The 16,240-nt window shown below is 41.4% G+C and carries 14 protein-coding genes and 2 pseudogenes; 11 read left to right on the top strand and 5 right to left on the bottom strand.

Annotation, left to right across the window (positions count from 1 at the left end; all coding sequences use genetic code 11):
* Positions 1 to 150: 150 nt before the first annotated feature.
* The 4 genes from PGX00_RS01480 (at position 151) to PGX00_RS01465 (ending at position 3,931) form a co-directional block, all read left to right on the top strand.
* Positions 151 to 2,037: a putative ATP-dependent zinc protease gene (locus PGX00_RS01480; RefSeq protein WP_272132321.1), complete on the top strand. Its 1,887-nt coding sequence runs from the start codon at positions 151 to 153 to the stop codon at positions 2,035 to 2,037.
* Positions 2,037 to 2,597, top strand: coding sequence for a sigma-70 family RNA polymerase sigma factor (locus PGX00_RS01475; protein WP_272132319.1), 561 nt, complete (start codon positions 2,037 to 2,039; stop codon positions 2,595 to 2,597). Before PGX00_RS01480 ends, PGX00_RS01475 begins: the two co-directional genes overlap by 1 nt.
* 80 nt (positions 2,598 to 2,677) lie before the next feature.
* Positions 2,678 to 3,673 carry a permease gene (locus tag PGX00_RS01470; RefSeq protein WP_272132318.1) on the top strand — a complete coding sequence of 332 codons (996 nt, stop codon included), beginning with the start codon at positions 2,678 to 2,680 and terminating at the stop codon, positions 3,671 to 3,673.
* Positions 3,674 to 3,694: 21 nt separating this feature from the next.
* Positions 3,695 to 3,931, top strand: a complete 237-nt coding sequence (locus PGX00_RS01465; RefSeq protein ID WP_272132316.1) for a thioredoxin family protein — start codon at positions 3,695 to 3,697, stop codon at positions 3,929 to 3,931.
* Here the strand turns inward: PGX00_RS01465 and trmH are convergent.
* From trmH to gmk, 4 genes are all read right to left on the bottom strand, one after another.
* Positions 3,928 to 4,614 (bottom strand): tRNA (guanosine(18)-2'-O)-methyltransferase TrmH, encoded by a 687-nt coding sequence (gene trmH, locus PGX00_RS01460; RefSeq protein ID WP_272132315.1) that lies wholly within the window; start codon positions 4,612 to 4,614, stop codon positions 3,928 to 3,930. The genes PGX00_RS01465 and trmH overlap by 4 nt on opposite strands.
* A gap of 97 nt (positions 4,615 to 4,711) precedes the next feature.
* Positions 4,712 to 6,832 (bottom strand): bifunctional GTP diphosphokinase/guanosine-3',5'-bis pyrophosphate 3'-pyrophosphohydrolase, encoded by a 2,121-nt coding sequence (gene spoT / locus PGX00_RS01455; RefSeq protein ID WP_272132314.1) that lies wholly within the window; start codon positions 6,830 to 6,832, stop codon positions 4,712 to 4,714.
* A gap of 39 nt (positions 6,833 to 6,871) precedes the next feature.
* A complete protein-coding gene (gene rpoZ, locus PGX00_RS01450) occupies positions 6,872 to 7,144 on the bottom strand; it encodes a DNA-directed RNA polymerase subunit omega (RefSeq protein ID WP_272132312.1) in 273 nt (90 codons plus the stop codon).
* A 60-nt stretch (positions 7,145 to 7,204) separates the two neighbouring features.
* Complete coding sequence (gene gmk / locus PGX00_RS01445; RefSeq protein WP_272132310.1) at positions 7,205 to 7,828, bottom strand: guanylate kinase; 624 nt, start codon at positions 7,826 to 7,828, stop codon at positions 7,205 to 7,207.
* Between the two features lie 799 nt (positions 7,829 to 8,627).
* On the opposite strand from gmk, the gene PGX00_RS01440 reads away from it, so the two are divergent.
* From PGX00_RS01440 to PGX00_RS01420, 5 genes and pseudogenes are all read left to right on the top strand, one after another.
* Complete coding sequence (locus PGX00_RS01440; protein WP_272132309.1) at positions 8,628 to 9,584, top strand: TRAP transporter substrate-binding protein; 957 nt, start codon at positions 8,628 to 8,630, stop codon at positions 9,582 to 9,584.
* Between the two features lie 66 nt (positions 9,585 to 9,650).
* A pseudogene (locus PGX00_RS01435) lies at positions 9,651 to 10,129 on the top strand (TRAP transporter small permease).
* Positions 10,130 to 10,150: 21 nt separating this feature from the next.
* Positions 10,151 to 11,457 (top strand): annotated as a pseudogene (locus tag PGX00_RS01430) (TRAP transporter large permease).
* Between the two features lie 383 nt (positions 11,458 to 11,840).
* Positions 11,841 to 12,131, top strand: a complete 291-nt coding sequence (locus PGX00_RS01425; protein WP_114337649.1) for a helix-turn-helix domain-containing protein — start codon at positions 11,841 to 11,843, stop codon at positions 12,129 to 12,131.
* A complete protein-coding gene (locus PGX00_RS01420) occupies positions 12,121 to 13,431 on the top strand; it encodes a type II toxin-antitoxin system HipA family toxin (protein WP_272132308.1) in 1,311 nt (436 codons plus the stop codon). Before PGX00_RS01425 ends, PGX00_RS01420 begins: the two co-directional genes overlap by 11 nt.
* Positions 13,432 to 13,641: 210 nt before the next feature.
* On the opposite strand, the gene PGX00_RS01415 is transcribed toward PGX00_RS01420, so the two are convergent.
* On the bottom strand, positions 13,642 to 14,508 hold the full coding sequence (locus tag PGX00_RS01415) for a YicC/YloC family endoribonuclease (protein ID WP_272132306.1): 867 nt from the start codon (positions 14,506 to 14,508) through the stop codon (positions 13,642 to 13,644).
* Between the two features lie 166 nt (positions 14,509 to 14,674).
* Between PGX00_RS01415 and rph the strand changes: the two genes are divergently transcribed.
* Both rph and pyrE read left to right on the top strand, forming a co-directional pair.
* Complete coding sequence (gene rph / locus PGX00_RS01410; protein ID WP_272132304.1) at positions 14,675 to 15,391, top strand: ribonuclease PH; 717 nt, start codon at positions 14,675 to 14,677, stop codon at positions 15,389 to 15,391.
* Between the two features lie 191 nt (positions 15,392 to 15,582).
* Positions 15,583 to 16,224, top strand: a complete 642-nt coding sequence (pyrE, locus tag PGX00_RS01405; protein WP_272132302.1) for an orotate phosphoribosyltransferase — start codon at positions 15,583 to 15,585, stop codon at positions 16,222 to 16,224.
* Positions 16,225 to 16,240 lie beyond the last annotated feature (16 nt).

The raw sequence follows: 16,240 nt of genomic DNA, 5'->3' as shown, positions 1-16,240 counted from the left end.
CTAGGTTGGTATGTTTTATCTCAACCTATAATTGGCTCGATATCAGATTAATTACTTTTGCGTAACTTTGACATGAATTACTGTTGTTCTTGGCTACATTGACTAGAATGAATAAATTAATGAAATATCTGCATGTTACGGATTATTAGAATGAAAAAAATCACCCTTTCGCTATTAACAGCCTTGTTACTTAGCTTCTGTGCTAGTGCTAGTGAAAACAGTTATACAACGCAAAACCCCGCTTATGAACTGGATGGGCTATCCGTATTTGGTCGTGTAGAAAATGTCTATCTGACCGGCACAGATAAATACAAGCACATTCCATTTGACGGAAAAATAGATACTGGTGCTGATACAACATCTATTCACGCCGATAATATCCATATTTTGAGCAGTAACCCTAAGTACAAGGGATTATCAGATAGCGAATTACTTAAGTATATCGTGGACGAATTTGGAGGTTCTCAAAGTAATTGGTGGCTCGATGAGTTTGATACGCCAGAAAGAGACCTAAAGCTTACCGTAATATTTAATGTAACAAACCCGTATACTGGGGATGTACTGGAGTTTGAAAAAAGTTTAGCGCGAGTGAGTGTTGTCCGTAGTCGAACAAGTGAAGAACCTCTATATCGCCCTGTTATTGGGCTTACGATGAAAATTGGTGACGTGGAAATCGAGACGGAAGCGAGCCTGACAGACAGAGGCAACTTTAGCACTCCAATTTTAATTGGTAAGACTTTTCTAAAACAGAATGCATGGGTATTTGCAGGGTACGATTATTTACAAGAACAACCGAAGGCTACGCTGATTGGTCGCCAAGAAACGATGATGGTTAATGGTCTTGCTATGGATGTCAGTATTTCAATGGAGAGCAAATCTTCTGTTTTACACGCCACTAATATCAAGGTAGATAAAAAAGCCAAGCAAGTCAGTTTTGATACCAATGATAACGAAGGAAACAGCAAGTCCTTCACGCTTCCACTTATAGGAATGATTAAGTTTGGCGACATTGAACGGCCGGAAGTTTATATCCCCGTGAAAGGTGAAAAACACTTTGAAACAAAATTACACGTGTACTTGCGAGATCGTTCAAAGAGTTCTAGTCAATTAAGGTTAGGTAGAGAAGCTCTGAGCAAAAATTTTGTTATTAGCGCCAGTGAAAAAAATCTTTTGGACAAACCTAAGGAAGAATTCTCTCAACGCCTCAAAGATAAAAATCCACTTGTGGTCTCTCCTGAAGAGTTAATTTTGGTCGATGGCATCGAATTGAATGCCAAGCCTGATTTGAGGGTGAAAACGCCTGTTCTGAAGGTGAGTAGCTTCGAAATTTCCAGTGCGGATAAAGGACAGCAGGTAACCTATTTCCTACAAGATGATGTTGGTGAACAAAAGAAATTTGTGAAACCTATTCTAAGGAAGATCAGAGTAGGTGATACCGTAAGGCCAGTCATTAGAGTCAGGTTAGAAGCCAGTGGAAAATATAGCGAATACGACGTTGCCCTAGAAACCGTAGATAACAATGAGCAACAGATATTTATTATAGGGCAAGAATCTAAGAAAGGCGGGGTAATCATTAACACCCGAACCGATTTGCTACTTGAATCTCATACCTTAGTAAAAGCGGGCTATATAGAAAATGCCACAGTAGAAGGTTTAAATTTCCCTGTGAAATTGGATACTGGTGCCGATGTCAGCTCCATGCATGCTCAAAATATTAAGTTATACAAAAAAGAGGGCAAAGACATGGTCGATTTTGTCTATGAAAATGAGCAAGGTGATAAGAAGTCATTCACACGACAAGTGGTAAGAATGATGACGATAAAAGCTAAAGCAGGAGAGAAAGCGAATCATAGACCTGTGGTCAAAATGGATGTTCAGATTGGTGATATCCGCGAGACGGTAAAGGTTAATCTTCAAGACCGCTCCCGTTTTGGTTACAGCATGATTCTTGGCGAAAACTTCTTACGCCATGGTGTCGTGGTTAGCAGTGACAATAAGTTCCTACTTGGTGGGGCAGAAAAAGATATAAAACAGTAATGTTAGAAAGTGATTCCAAAAAACACGGTAAAGCCTTTCCGTGCGCAATACGTGCATGGCAGAAATATGAACAACCATTGCTTCAGTGGTTGTTCAAACAGACAGGCGATAAACAATTAGTACAAGACATTTTACAAGACGTTTTTGTTAAAGTGATGAATCAGCAAGCGACCTTTTGTGATGTAAGAAATACCAAGGCTTGGTTATTTCGAGTCGCTAAAAACTTGTTAATAGACCACGCAAGAAAGCGCACGTTTCAACCGATAAATTCTGATGTAGAGGAGGAAGAAGAGATCTTAGCACCGGTTGATCTTCTTGCATTGAGTTGCCTTCCTAGAGTCATTTCGGAGCTTAGTCAAGCTGATCGGGAGATCATTACTGCTTGTGATTTGGAAGGGGTGAGTCAGCAATCATTTGCCAATAACCACGGTTTGACCCTAGCAGCAACGAAATCTCGAATTCGTCGTGCAAGAGAAAAACTAAAACAAAACATCCAACTTTCTTGTCAGGTAAAACTAGATGAGAATCAGCAGGTTTGCTGTTTTACCCGTAGAGATTAAAAATAAATTTCATTTTTTATGAATCCTTTATAAAGCGGCTTCGTCTTTAAGATAAAGCCGCTTTATTTTATGGGATGTACATGTTTCAAATTTTTACTGATTTCGCATCATGGCTAGTTTTTGATTTGCTAGGGTTATCACCAGAGACTAAGTTGGGTGATGCGGTGCATTTCTTTGTAGAAGATACCACCAAGATATTTGCTCTTCTTATTATCATGATTTACTTGATTGCGGTGATACGTGCATCTTTGGATGTCGAGCGCGTGAGGGATTACTTAGCAGGGAAACATCGCTTTACTGGCTATTTACTCGGTGCCACTTTTGGCTCTATCACACCATTTTGTTCATGTTCAAGTATTCCTGTCTTCCTTGGGTTTACTTCCGCTGGGATACCACTCGGTATCACAATGGCTTTTCTTATTACGTCACCTCTGATTAATGAAGTCGCAGTACTGTTACTGGTTAGTTTATTGGGGTGGAAATTTACGGTTCTATATATCTTGATTGGCATTAGTGTTGGGATGTTGGGTGGTTTCTTTTTGGATGCAATAAAAGCAGAGCGTTGGCTGGTTTCTTTTGCTGCAGACGCTCTAAAGAGAGGGGCAAAAAATCAATTGGATCATCCTACCGAGGTTCAAAAAGCAGAAAAATTGTCTTTAAAGCAGCGTCATCAGTTTGCTAAAGATGAAACATCTGAAATTTTCGGTCGAGTGTGGAAGTGGGTTTTTATTGGTGTAGGAATTGGTGCCGCTTTACATGGATTTGTGCCGGATGGTTGGATTGAAGCTCATTTAGGTGAGGGGCAGTGGTGGTCTGTACCTGCCGCGGTTCTTTTAGGTATTCCTCTATATTCGAACGCAACGGGTGTTATCCCCGTAATGGAGAGCTTGATTGTTAATGGTTTGCCTATTGGTACAACCTTAGCTTTTTGTATGAGCACTGTCGCTGCGAGCTTTCCCGAATTTATTCTTTTAAAGCAGGTAATGAAGTGGAAATTGTTGGCGGTGTTATTTGCTGTGTTGCTAGTTGCATTTACGTTAGTTGGCTGGTTGTTCAATGCCATTTCATTTATTTAAACTTAAACAAAGGAAAGACCAATGAAAGTAGTAAAAGTATTAGGTTCTGGTTGTAAAAACTGTCAAATAACAGCCCAACTTATTGAAGAGGCTGCCAAATCTCAACAAGTTGAGATAGAGCTAATAAAAGTGAAAGATCTGCAAGATATTATGGCTTATGAGGTTATGAAGACACCAGCTGTCGTCATTGACGAGAAGGTTGTTCATAAAGGGAGTGTGCCTAAAGCTGACCAAGTCGCTGCGTGGTTTAAGTCTTAACGCCTTTGCATTTCGGCCCACCAGGCCGCATCAGCAACAATTTGACCCTCTTCATCTAAGGGAGGGTATTCTAGTTTTTTGCGCTTGGCGACTTTGGCAAGAACAGGGTGACCACGTTCAAAGAGTGTTTTGTGGATCACCTCTTCAGGTAGTACCGAGACGTCTCTATCATATAACCCCGCCAGTTGGCGTTGTCTCTGTGCTTCAAATAGAATAAGTGCACTAGCAACGGAAACGTTCAGAGATTGAACCATGCCTACCATAGGAATGATAATATCTTGATCCGCAAGCTCCAACGCGCCACTTGATATACCGAACTTTTCACCACCAAGAATAATAGCAGTCGGTTTGGTGTAATCAATTTCTCTGAAATCAACGGCATTGTCGGAAAGATTAGTGGCTAAAACCTGCATGTTTTGAGCTTTCAGTTCACCAACGGCACTTTCGATCGTTTCGTGAGTTTTTACTTCTACCCAGTTACGTGCTCCCGCAGAAGTATGGCTCAAGGTGCGCATATTCTTTTTGGGCCAAACCGCGTGTACTTTATGTATACCAGCCGCGTCAGCAGTCCGAATGATAGCAGAGACATTGTTTGGCTTATGGACTTCTTCCAGACAAAGAGTTAAATCGATTTGACGGGCTTTGAGAACAGTTTGAATGCGGTTATAGCGGTCTAAGTTCATTATATTTCAACGATTACTGGAATGTTCTGGGATAGATTATTGATTCTGAGTGCTTCTGATTTTAGGGAATAGAAGCACTCGAATTTAAGTGTTGTAACTAAGTTCTTCTGCGTTTCACTCTTAACGCATGCGGTATCACTCGAATTTTCTTCATGATTTCAGCAAGGTGTACGCGGTTTTTGGTCGTAATGGCTAAAGTAACCGTATACAGACGCCCATCTTTTTCTTCTGTTGAAATACCATGGATATTTGAACCAGTACGAGCCACAACATTGGTGAGTTCTGCTAGCGCACCTTGGTGGTTATGCATATCTATTTGTAATTCGGAGATGAATTCGTGTTCATGCTCACCAGACCATTCGACCGACATATACTTATCGGGTTCTTTCTGATAACCGCGTATATTTGGACAAGATTCAAGGTGTACAACCAAGCCGCGTCCAGGTGATACGTGAGCAATAATATGGTCACCGGGTATTGGGTGGCAACATTTCGCGTAAGTAAGCAGAATGCCATCGGCTCCCTTAATAGACAGCTTTTTACTTGATGTTGAAGCGATTGAACTTGTTTCGGTTAGTTCGTCTGCGTCACCTAGCAAGCGACGTGCAATAACTATGCTCATCAACTCACCCAAACCTATCGCTGCTAACATGTCGTCGAGTGACTTCATTTTCAGCTCAGATAAGACATGTTCTATATTTTCTGGGTAGATGGTGTCAACTGAGTGTCGACCCAATGCGTGATTGAGTAACCGACGGCCTAATGCTACCGATTCTTCACGACGCATGGTTTTTAGAACTTGACGAATTTTGGTTCGAGCTCTAGAGGTTACTACATAGTTAAGCCAAGCCGCATTTGGACGAGCGCCCGGCGCACTTATAATCTCGATGGCTTGACCATTCTTAAGTGATTTACTTAAAGGATAAGGTTGGCGGTCAACTCGAGCACCGACACAGGTATTCCCTACATCAGTATGAACGGCATAGGCAAAATCGACGGCGGTTGCACCAGCAGGTAATTCGACAATGCGCCCTTTTGGTGTAAATACGAAAATTTCATCAGGGAAAAGATCGGATTTAACGTTTTCAATAAATTCAAATGAGTTGCCAGCACTTTGTTGAAGCTCGAGTAAGCTCTGCATCCAACGTTGTGCTTTCACTTGCGCGGTGGTGCCTTTACGATCCCCACCGGCCTTATAAGACCAATGAGCAGCAACACCTTTGTCTGCCATTTGATCCATGTCTTCTGTGCGAATTTGCACTTCTACAGGAACGCCATGAGGACCGACCATGGAGGTATGTAGCGATTGGTAGCCATTAGCTTTAGGTACCGCGATATAGTCCTTCATCCTAGCTGGACGAGGCTTATAAAGATTGTGTACTTGGCCTAATACGCGATAGCAAGTGTCTGGGCTATCTACGATGACTCGAAAAGCGTAGATATCCATAATAGTATGGAAACGCTGTTCTTTGGTTTTCATTTTGTTGTAGATAGAAAAGAGGTTTTTCTCTCGTCCGAAAACTCGTGCATTTAGCCCAACTTCCTCTAAACGGCCTTCAATCTCAGAGTGAATTCGCTGAATCATCTCTTTACGATTTCCACGTGCCGTCTTCACTACTTCTTTAAGGACTTTGTAGCGATTTGGATAGAGAGCCTCAAAACCAAGTTCTTCTAACTCGGTTTTAATATTGTGGATACCTAGCCGATGGGCTAGGGGAGCGAATATCTCTAGCGTTTCTCGAGCTATTCGACGGCGTTTATCAGGACGAAGAGCGCCAAGGGTCCGCATATTGTGTGTGCGATCCGAGAGTTTAATTAGAATTACGCGAATGTCTTGCACCATGGCAAGCACCATCTTGCGAAAGTTCTCGGCTTGGGCTTCTTTTCTGTCTCGGAATTTAAGTTTGTCTAATTTTGATACCCCATCAACCAATTCAGCCACAGTGTCGCCAAATTGATTCGCAAGATCTTCCTTAGAAATTTCCGTATCTTCAATCACATCATGTAAAAGTGCAGCCATTAATGTTTCGTGATCCAAACGCATTTCTGCAAGGATTCGAGCTACAGCAACAGGGTGAATGATATAAGGTTCCCCGCTGGAACGGGTCTGCCCTTCATGGGCATCTTTTGCTACCACATAAGATTGACGCAGAGCCTCAAGTTGAGGCTCTGTTAGGTATTCTTGGGCAACATCTTTTAGGCTATCGAATAGATACAAATTAAAGGCCTGAGAGGTTACTTGAGTTATTCACTCGAATTAACGAGCGTGAGTGATGCTACTTACAGCCGCTAGTTCTGCAGCTTCTTGCTCTTGCTGCTCTTGGCGCTCACGTGCATCAAGAACGTCCTTAGTGATCAAGCCTTCTTCGATTTCACGAAGTGCAATTACAGTAGGTTTATCGTTCTCTTCTGGCACTAGTGAATCTTTTCCACCAGTTTGCATTTGACGAGCGCGGCGCGCTGAGATTAGTACTAGGTCGAAGCGGTTGCCAACTTTTTCAACTGCATCTTGAACAGTTACGCGTGCCATGTGGACTCCAATATGTTAACTAAATATTCTGAATGACGAGAAAGTATACAGTCTAAAGGCTTATTCTGCCAATAGTGCTGTGAGCATACCGTTATATTTCGCCGCTTGTTTGTCTTGTTTTAATCGTTCTGCACGAATAATGGCTTTAAAGTCCATTAATGAAGCATCAAAATCGTCATTAACGATAAGATAATCGTATTCGCTAAAATGTGACATTTCTGATTTTGCTTCACTCATGCGTTTTGCTATTACAGCTGCGTTATCTTGCCCTCTCGCATTGAGGCGACGTTCTAGTTCCCCATTAGAGGGTGGGATGATAAAAACGCTTTTAGCAAGGGGCATCTGTTTACGGATCTGGCGAGCACCTTGCCAGTCAATATCTAGGAAAACGTCGATTCCTTTTTGCAGGTTCTCTTCAATCCAGACGCGAGAAGTTCCATAGTAGTTACCAAAAACTTCTGCATGCTCTAGAAATTCGTTTTTCTCGATGAGCTCTTCAAACTTTTCTTTTTGAATAAAATGATAGTGTAAACCATCTTCTTCACCGGGGCGCATGCCACGTGTCGTGTGAGATACAGAGACTTTCATAGCGTAAGTCGGGTTTGTTTCCAGCAAAGCTGAAATTAAGCTAGATTTACCTGCACCACTAGGCGCTGATACTATATAAAGAGTCCCTTGAGCCATCTCTTTCATCCCACACTAAATTAAAGTTTTGCCTAATCGCGAATCACTGATCTGCGGACCAAAACAAGATAATAACGGCTTCTGATGGGTTAAACCAGAGGCCGGAAAAATGGACGCGAAGAGTAGCACAAGTTATTGCCTATTCTCAACCTATAGCTGACAAAGATCCACAAGATTACATAACCCGATCCAAAGCGCTGTTACATTAACCCTATAGAGTTTTCAACTTCAGGTTGTTCTTATTTTGATCGACAAAAATGTTTCTATTTAGTTGAAGGCTTTTTATTCTCAGTACATTAGAACTAAATCAAAAAAACACCACACCGCGTACCTGATTACTTCAAACAGGGTGTTGCTATCCTATTTCATATTATCAATCATTAACTTACCCCTTAAATAATACTTATCATTAGAATGGCTTTGCATTTCTTGTTTTATCAAAGATAAGCATCCCTTTCTGTGGCAAGATGGATTCGCTTGGCTGCACGTAATACCTATTTAATATATTGATTTAATTATACTTTTTAATTTCAGGGGTAATATGGGTACGATAAGTGGTTATTGGTTTTAGGAGGTGTTAGTTGACTATGTTCAACTTCTTTTTCAATGCACACACATAAATATGTTAACAGTGATGTGAGTCATATTTTGATTGTTTGAACTGAGATCACAATCATATTTAAAATATATTAATATTGTAATACATAATGGTTTTCGTAATATGAAATTATTGTTTTAGGACATAAAAGAGTTGCTACAACACATTGCAATAATTGATTTTTTAATAAGGAAATAGACGATGAAAAAGATATTGATCCCTTTGGTAACCACTTTGCTGTTAGCACCTAGTGTTTATGCTACACAATTAACCCTTGGCCACGCTATGTCTTTAGAAAGTGCTGCGCATAAAGGTATGGTTATCATGGCGGAGAAAGTAAAAGCCAAATCTAATGGTGAGCTTACTATTAAGATTTTTCCAAATGCACAACTAGGTTCTGAACGCGATCAAGCTGAGCAAGTGGTTACTGGCGCGATCGATATGGCCAAAATCAATGGCGGTTTAGCTGAATCTTTTGAACCAACTTTTAAAGTTAACGCTATTCCTTTCTTATTCCGTGACGTCCCACACATGAGAACATTCATGAGAAGTGATGTTGCTGAAGAGATGCTAGGCACAAGTAAAGGTAAAGGTTTCATTGGTCTTACGTTTTATGATTCAGGTACACGTAGTTTCTACGCTAAAAAACCAATTAACTCACCTGCTGATCTTGCTGGCATGAAAGTTCGTGTTCCTGGTTCTCCAACCATGATGGAAATGGTTAATCTATTAGGCGGAAAGGCAACACCAGTACCATTCAATGAAGTCTACACTGCGTTACAACAAGGAGTTATTGACGGAGCTGAAAATAATATTTCTAGCTTAGTTGAAATGAAACATAGTGAAGTTGCTAAATTTTACTCTATGGACCAACACATGATGACACCTGATGTGATTATCATTTCAGAAAATAAATGGAATTCATTGACAGCAGCAGAGCAAAAAATGCTAAAAGAAGCTGCAGCTGAGTCTCTTGAAGAACAGATCAAAATCTGGGACGAAACAGATAACATGAACAAAGAGAAAGGAATCAAAGAAGGCGTAACATTTGTTGAAGTTGATAAAGCCCCTTTCCGTGCAGCTGTTAAACCTATGATTGATGAAGCTAAAAAAGATCCTAAACTAGCTTCATTCATTGAGAAAATTGAAGCGCTTTAAATAGTATTGGTAAAAATATAATTTTGCCTTGGCTTCGCTGAGGCAAAATTTTTGAGGTATAACCCCATGTTAACAACTTTCAGAAACCTACTTAATAGGTTGATTCTCTTTGTTTCTTCTTTTGCATTAATGTTGCTTGTGGTGACTGTCACTTGGCAAGTATTTAGTCGTTATGTGTTAAATGACCCAAGTAATTGGACTGATGAACTCGCTCGCTATACGATGGTTTGGCTTGGCCTACTAGGAGCAAGCTACTTATTCGGTATAAAAGGACATTTAGCAATAACGTTATTGGATGGTTCTCTGAAGGGGAAAGCACATATAGGATTACATGTACTCATCAATGTAATCTCTGGCGCATTTGTCTCTTTAGCAATGCTTAAAGGTGGCGTCGCTCTAATGGAAAGAACCACACAACAACTATCACCTGCATTGCAATTACCAATGTCTACAGTTTATTCAATATTACCTATTTCAGCCGCCATTATTCTCATTTATTTGGCAATGAATACGGTTGATCTTTTTGTGAACCTAACAAAAAATAAGTTTTAAAAGGACTCTATATTATGGACTTGTCCATTGGTGTTTGGCTACTAGGCCTATTTTTATTCATGATTGCGATAAGCATGCCAATTGCAATCGCAATTGCAATGTCATCTTTGACTATCATGTATTTCATTTTGCCATTTGAAGTGGCAAGTATTACTGCGGGTCAAAAAATCTTTACCGGTATTGATAGTTTCAGTTTATTGGCTATTCCTTTCTTTATCCTCGCCGGGAACATAATGAATGTGGGTGGTATTGCTGGTCGACTTATCAACCTCGCAAAGCTCATGGTTGGTTGGATTCCAGGATCTCTTTTACACGTTAACATCTTTGCCAATATGATGTTTGGTGCCGTTTCTGGATCAGCCGTTGCTGCCGCAGCTGCGGTTGGTAAAACCTTAGGCCCTGAATTAGAAAAAGATGGTTATGATAAAAACTTAGCAACAGCAGTAAATGTCGCATCGTGCCCTGCAGGATTACTGATTCCGCCGAGTAATTCACTCATCGTATTCTCAGTGGTATCGGGGGGAACATCCGTTGCTGCATTGTTTATCGCAGGTTATGTCCCGGGTATTTTAATGGGTCTAAGCTGTATGGTCGTCGCTTATTTCATTGCAAAAAGAAAGGCTACAAAACAAGCGCTAATGCCGGCTTCACAACCAAAGATGTACTGAACATTTTTTGGCAAGCAACGCCGAGCTTAGGGCTTATTTTTGTTGTTATTGGCGGCATTATTGGTGGTGTATTTACCGCAACAGAAGGTGCATGTATAGCCGTCCTTTACTCTTTTGTGCTGTCACTCTGTTACCGAACGCTCAAGTGGTCGCATTTCTCAATAATTTGCAGAGAAACAGTTCAGGTCACCGGTATTATGCTGTTCTTGATTGGTGCTTCGACCATCATGTCATGGGCAATGGCCTTTACAGGTTTACCAACGATGATCAGTGACTGGATGCTATCTATCTCAGATAATCCTATTATCATCTTTATTTTGATGAACCTTATCTTGCTGATCGTTGGTATGTTTATGGACCTTACACCGGCTGTATTGATCTTTACACCAATCTTTATGCCGATTGCTGAGCACCTTGGTATGCATCCAATTCACTTTGCGATGATGATTATCTTTAACCTATGTATCGGTATTGCAACACCACCAGTTGGTACTGCATTATTTGTCGGTTGTAGTGTCAGTGGTTCTAAAATAGAAAATGTAATCAGAAGTATTATGCCGTTCTGTGCGGTACTCATAGTTACATTGTTATTAATTACATTCATTCCAGAAATTAGTTTAGCGCTACCTAGAGCCTTTGGACTGATTAACTAATTGCTCTTGATTGTTGTATTGAAAACAAACAAAGCCCCGCAATGCGGGGCTTTGTTTGTACAGTGATAAGTAGATGTATTAGGGATACGCTATTCAATGTTTTGGATCTGAATATAGGTTAAGATATTAAACTGATTAAAAATCAAGTGGTTATATCTTTATTATTCATTGGTAACCATCAAGTTAACCACCAGAGGTTCATTTCCTAGACACAAGCCTGTTAGGCGATGAATTACCTTAACCCCTTGCTAGACGCAAAGTATCAGCTTTTAGTATCTTTCTTCCGTCATATGATTGTTATTCATCTCTTAATAGGCATTATGGTATCCATAAATCAGAAAATACAGCTATAATAGACATTATTATATCCATTTAGGCTGCGTATGAACTTTTCACTTTTAGATGATACCGATGTAAGCCAAGCTTTTGCTACTCATCTGCGGGGTTTGCGTAAACAAGCGAAGCTATCGCGAGAGGCACTGGCACTGCGTAGTTGTGTACCTGCTTCGACCATAAAAAAGTTTGAACTCACCGGGCAAATTTCATTTCGTCAGTTGCTGCTTTTGTGGCAGTCGCTGGATTCACTAGACAGGCTTTATCAACTGACACAAACAACGGCTGACCGTACCGCTTTACCGACCAGTATAGAAGAGGTGCTTAAAGATGAGCTTTAAATCCATTCAAAAGTTGAATGTGGAGCGCACTCTCACAACGGGCGAAACGGTATCGGTGGGTGTATTAGCGCAAAACCGCCAAGGTGTTTTCTTTCAGTATGATGAAAGTTATCTAAGCCGGTTTGGCAATTTATCCCCTTTTACTCTTCAAGGCGATGTGCGATTACAGCAAGCACCGAAAGAGCCTCACCAAGGTATACACGGCGTTTTTGGAGACAGCCTTCCCGATGGTTGGGGGTTGTTGTTGCAAGATCGTGTGTTTCGCCAACAAGGTATAATACCCGCACAAGTAACAGCAATGGACAGGCTGGCTTTTGTTGGCCAGCAAGGAATGGGGGCATTGTCTTTTACGCCTGTATCAGAGCTCTCATTAGATCAGCGTTCAGATATTGATTTGGAAACACTTGGGCTTGAAGCCCAGACCTTGTTCGATCAGTCCCTCTCTGATGAGTTAGACGGTAGCACTCAGCAAGTGTTAGCAACGTTGGTAGCAGTCGGCAGCTCCGGCGGTGCTCGCCCTAAAGCGCAAATTTATATGCCTTCTGGCGACGCAACGCAATGCCGCACCTATGCACAACCTGGCGATGAAGCATGGTTAGTTAAGTTTACTTCGAAGAACTTAGCATTGGGCCACGAAGAAGGTTTGTGTGAAGCGGTCTATTTAGAAATGGCTGAGTTGGCAAAATGTCAGCCACCGATTTGGCAGTTAATTGAAGCACCTGCAAGTAGCGGCGCTAAAGCATGGCTTGCGTTAAAGCGTTTTGATTATTTACCAGCTCAGGAGAAGGTTGGGCGCTTACATATGCATAGTGCTTGTGGTTTGTTGGATGCTGATTTTCGAAGCCCGAGCTTAGACTACAGCGACCTTATTAAAGCCAGTCGTCAACTCTGTAAGTCACCAGCTGCCGGACAACTTCAATTTCGACGCGCAATGTTTAACTTATTTGCCGCGAACCAAGACGATCACAGTAAAAACTGGGGTTTTTTACAAGCCGATGATGGCAGTTGGCAACTCGCCCCATTTTACGATGTAACCTTTAGCCCTCACCCTTTTAATGAACATGCCACCGCCTTTGCAGGGTACGGAAAAGTGCCACCACTCAGAGTGATGCAAAAGCTCGCTGCCAGTGCAGGTTTTGCTAATTGGAAGGAAGCACAACAATGCATTCAAGAGGTCGTTGATGCCATTAGTCAGTTTAGGCCGCTTGCTGAGCAACACGGGGTGAGTAAAACCACTGTGTTAGCGATAGAAAAAACACTCGCAGAGCGTAAGCAAGAAAATGCGGCACTGCTGGTTTGAGATGATGTTTTTTTAAGATGACGTAGCATTAAGATAAATAAGACGAGTAGATAAAACATGAAGCCAGGTCGAAATGAACCTTGCCCACACGCTATTAACCACCGGCTAGTGGTGGTTGATAGCGAGTTAAAGAATACGGCGCTGGAAAAATGTTTTATCTAAGTTGTTGTATTTTAGTTGTTTGAATGCAATAAAATATGGTTGTAACTATTATTCGATATTCTGGATCTGCTCTCTCATCTGTTCAATAAGCACTTTTAGTTCAACGCCTGAAGCGGTGATGTCTGTACTGATCGATTTAGAGGCCAGTGTATTTGCTTCGCGATTGAACTCTTGCATCATAAAGTCGAGCTTTCTGCCGCATGCTCCACCTTTTTTCAGAATATTGTTTGTTTCTTTAACGTGAGAATCTAAACGGTCTATCTCTTCGGCTACATCTACTTTTTGAGCAAGCATTATAAGTTCTTGCTCAACGCGCGTTGCTTCAAGTTCGATTTTCGCTTCTTCAAACTTCTTAATCAGCCTTTCACGTTGCCATTCAAGGATTTCTGGCATACGAGCACGGACTTTAGTGGCTTCATTAGTTATGGCATCAAGGCGAGTCGTGATCAGCGCCTTCATATTTTCCCCTTCACGTCCACGAGCTTCAATAAAGTCATTTACTCCTTCATCAAATGCGGCCAGTAAATCCTGGTTTACCGTATCCATGTCTTGCTCGGGTGTTTCCATTACTCCTGGCCATTGCATAACCTGAAATGGGTTAATACGGTTACTTTCACCAATAAGGCCAGAGACTTGATTTGCCGCATTAATCACTTGTTGAGCTAGCGATTCGTTGATGGTGAGCTTACCTTTAGCCGCAGGGTTCGCTTCAAAGCGTAAATGACACTCTACTTTGCCTCTAGCAAGACGTTTACGAAAGCGCTCACGCAAAATAGGTTCCAAACCACGAAACTGCTCTGGTAAACGGAAATAAGTTTCTAAATAACGTTGGTTTACGCTACGAATTTCCCATACTGCGCTACCCCAGTCGCCTTTCACTTCTTTACGAGAGTATGCCGTCATGCTGTAGATCATTGATATTTCCTTGATAGTCGAAATACACGATTTTTGAATTTAAGTAATAAGTGCAAGATGGTAGCACGGAATGGGGCGAGGTCTCTATAGCGTGTCTAGGAACCCGGTTTGTTTTCCGCTATAATCTTTGCCCAATTGAAAACCATTACATAGTAGGTAAATATCCATGCGTCCAAACGACAGAAGCGCTGTACAAGTTCGTCCAATTAAAATGACTCGTAACTATACAGCGTATGCTGAAGGTTCTGTATTAGTTGAGTTTGGAAATACTAAGGTATTATGTAATGCCACCGTAGAAGAGAATGTGCCTCGTTGGCTAAAAGGTAAAGGCAAGGGTTGGGTAACGGCTGAATACGGCATGTTACCAAGAGCAACGCACACTCGTAACCGTCGTGAAGCCGCAAGTGGCAAGCAAGGCGGACGTACAATGGAGATTCAACGTCTTATCGCTCGTAGCTTACGCGCTGTTGTCGATCTTGAAGCGATGGGTGAGATAATGGTTACAGTTGACTGTGATGTTATTCAAGCTGATGGTGGCACAAGAACAGCGTCTATTTCTGGTGCAAGTGTTGCGATGGCTGATGCGTTCCAACATTTGGTTGCTGAAGGCAAACTAAAGCAGAATCCAATGAAAGGCCATGTTGCGGCAGTGTCTGTTGGTATTGTAGAAGGTGAAGCGTTGTGTGACTTGGAATATGTAGAAGACTCAGCCGCTGATACCGATATGAATGTTGTCATGACAGAAGAGGGTAAAATGATAGAAATCCAAGGTACCGCAGAAGGCGAACCTTTCTCTCATGAAGAGTTAATGGATTTACTGGCTCTGGCTAAACAGGGCATTGCCGATATCATTGAAGTGCAGAAAGCAGCACTAGTAGATTAGTTTTTTAAATGGCTCCGAAAGGGGCTATTTTTTTATATACATTAGTTTTTTAGTTAAGGTATACCGATTCAACTAATTTATTGTTCAGAAGAAATGTATTCGCTACAAGTTTGCCTTGAGCTGTCTGCGGAATCGAATTTATTTTGAACATATAATTAGGTGTAAATGGTAATAAGTTTTAGGGAAAGAAAATGAAAGCATACCAACGTGAGTTTATTGAATTTGCATTAGAAAAAGAGGTTCTTAAGTTTGGCGAATTTACTTTAAAGTCTGGACGTATAAGTCCGTACTTCTTTAATGCGGGTTTATTTAATACCGGAAGAGATCTTGCTCGATTAGGTCGATTTTATGCTGCGGCATTAATGGACTCTGGTATTTCATACGATGTGCTCTTTGGCCCAGCTTATAAAGGTATTCCTATTGCAACAACGACAGCCGTTGCACTAGCCGATCATCATGATGTGGATAAACCCTATTGTTTTAATCGCAAAGAAGCGAAAGATCATGGTGAAGGTGGAAACCTTGTCGGCAGCGCGCTAGAAGGCCGTATCATGTTGGTAGACGATGTTATTACAGCGGGTACCGCTATTCGTGAATCTATGGAGATAATCCAAGCCAATGGCGCAGACTTAGCTGGTGTACTTGTTGCGATTGATAGGCAAGAGAAAGGAAAAGCGGATCTTTCTGCAATTCAAGAAGTAGAGCGAGACTTCCAGTGCCAGATCGTTTCTATCGTTAGCCTTTCGGACCTTATCTCGTATCTCGAAGAGCAAGGCAGTAGCGTAGAGCAGCTAGAAAAAGTGAAAGCTTACAGAGCCGAATTTGGCGTATAGAAGCTTCAATACTTAG

It is taken from the genome of Vibrio algarum (genome assembly GCF_028204155.1).
Taxonomy (GTDB): Bacteria; Pseudomonadota; Gammaproteobacteria; order Enterobacterales; family Vibrionaceae; genus Vibrio; species Vibrio algarum.
Note: the sequence above shows the minus strand (reverse complement) of the source record. Positions and strands in the feature narration are given on the sequence as shown.

Coding starts and splice junctions, on each gene's coding strand:
- PGX00_RS01480 (WP_272132321.1), top strand. CDS start 151: ATGAAAAAAATCACCCTTTCGCTATTAACAGCCTTGTTACTTAGCTTC.
- PGX00_RS01470 (WP_272132318.1), top strand. CDS start 2,678: ATGTTTCAAATTTTTACTGATTTCGCATCATGGCTAGTTTTTGATTTG.
- pyrE (WP_272132302.1), top strand. CDS start 15,583: ATGAAAGCATACCAACGTGAGTTTATTGAATTTGCATTAGAAAAAGAG.
- PGX00_RS01415 (WP_272132306.1), bottom strand. CDS start 14,508: ATGATCTACAGCATGACGGCATACTCTCGTAAAGAAGTGAAAGGCGAC.
- rpoZ (WP_272132312.1), bottom strand. CDS start 7,144: ATGGCACGCGTAACTGTTCAAGATGCAGTTGAAAAAGTTGGCAACCGC.
- rph (WP_272132304.1), top strand. CDS start 14,675: ATGCGTCCAAACGACAGAAGCGCTGTACAAGTTCGTCCAATTAAAATG.
- PGX00_RS01425 (WP_114337649.1), top strand. CDS start 11,841: ATGAACTTTTCACTTTTAGATGATACCGATGTAAGCCAAGCTTTTGCT.
- PGX00_RS01420 (WP_272132308.1), top strand. CDS start 12,121: ATGAGCTTTAAATCCATTCAAAAGTTGAATGTGGAGCGCACTCTCACA.
- trmH (WP_272132315.1), bottom strand. CDS start 4,614: ATGAACTTAGACCGCTATAACCGCATTCAAACTGTTCTCAAAGCCCGT.
- gmk (WP_272132310.1), bottom strand. CDS start 7,828: ATGGCTCAAGGGACTCTTTATATAGTATCAGCGCCTAGTGGTGCAGGT.
- PGX00_RS01465 (WP_272132316.1), top strand. CDS start 3,695: ATGAAAGTAGTAAAAGTATTAGGTTCTGGTTGTAAAAACTGTCAAATA.
- PGX00_RS01475 (WP_272132319.1), top strand. CDS start 2,037: ATGTTAGAAAGTGATTCCAAAAAACACGGTAAAGCCTTTCCGTGCGCA.
- PGX00_RS01440 (WP_272132309.1), top strand. CDS start 8,628: ATGAAAAAGATATTGATCCCTTTGGTAACCACTTTGCTGTTAGCACCT.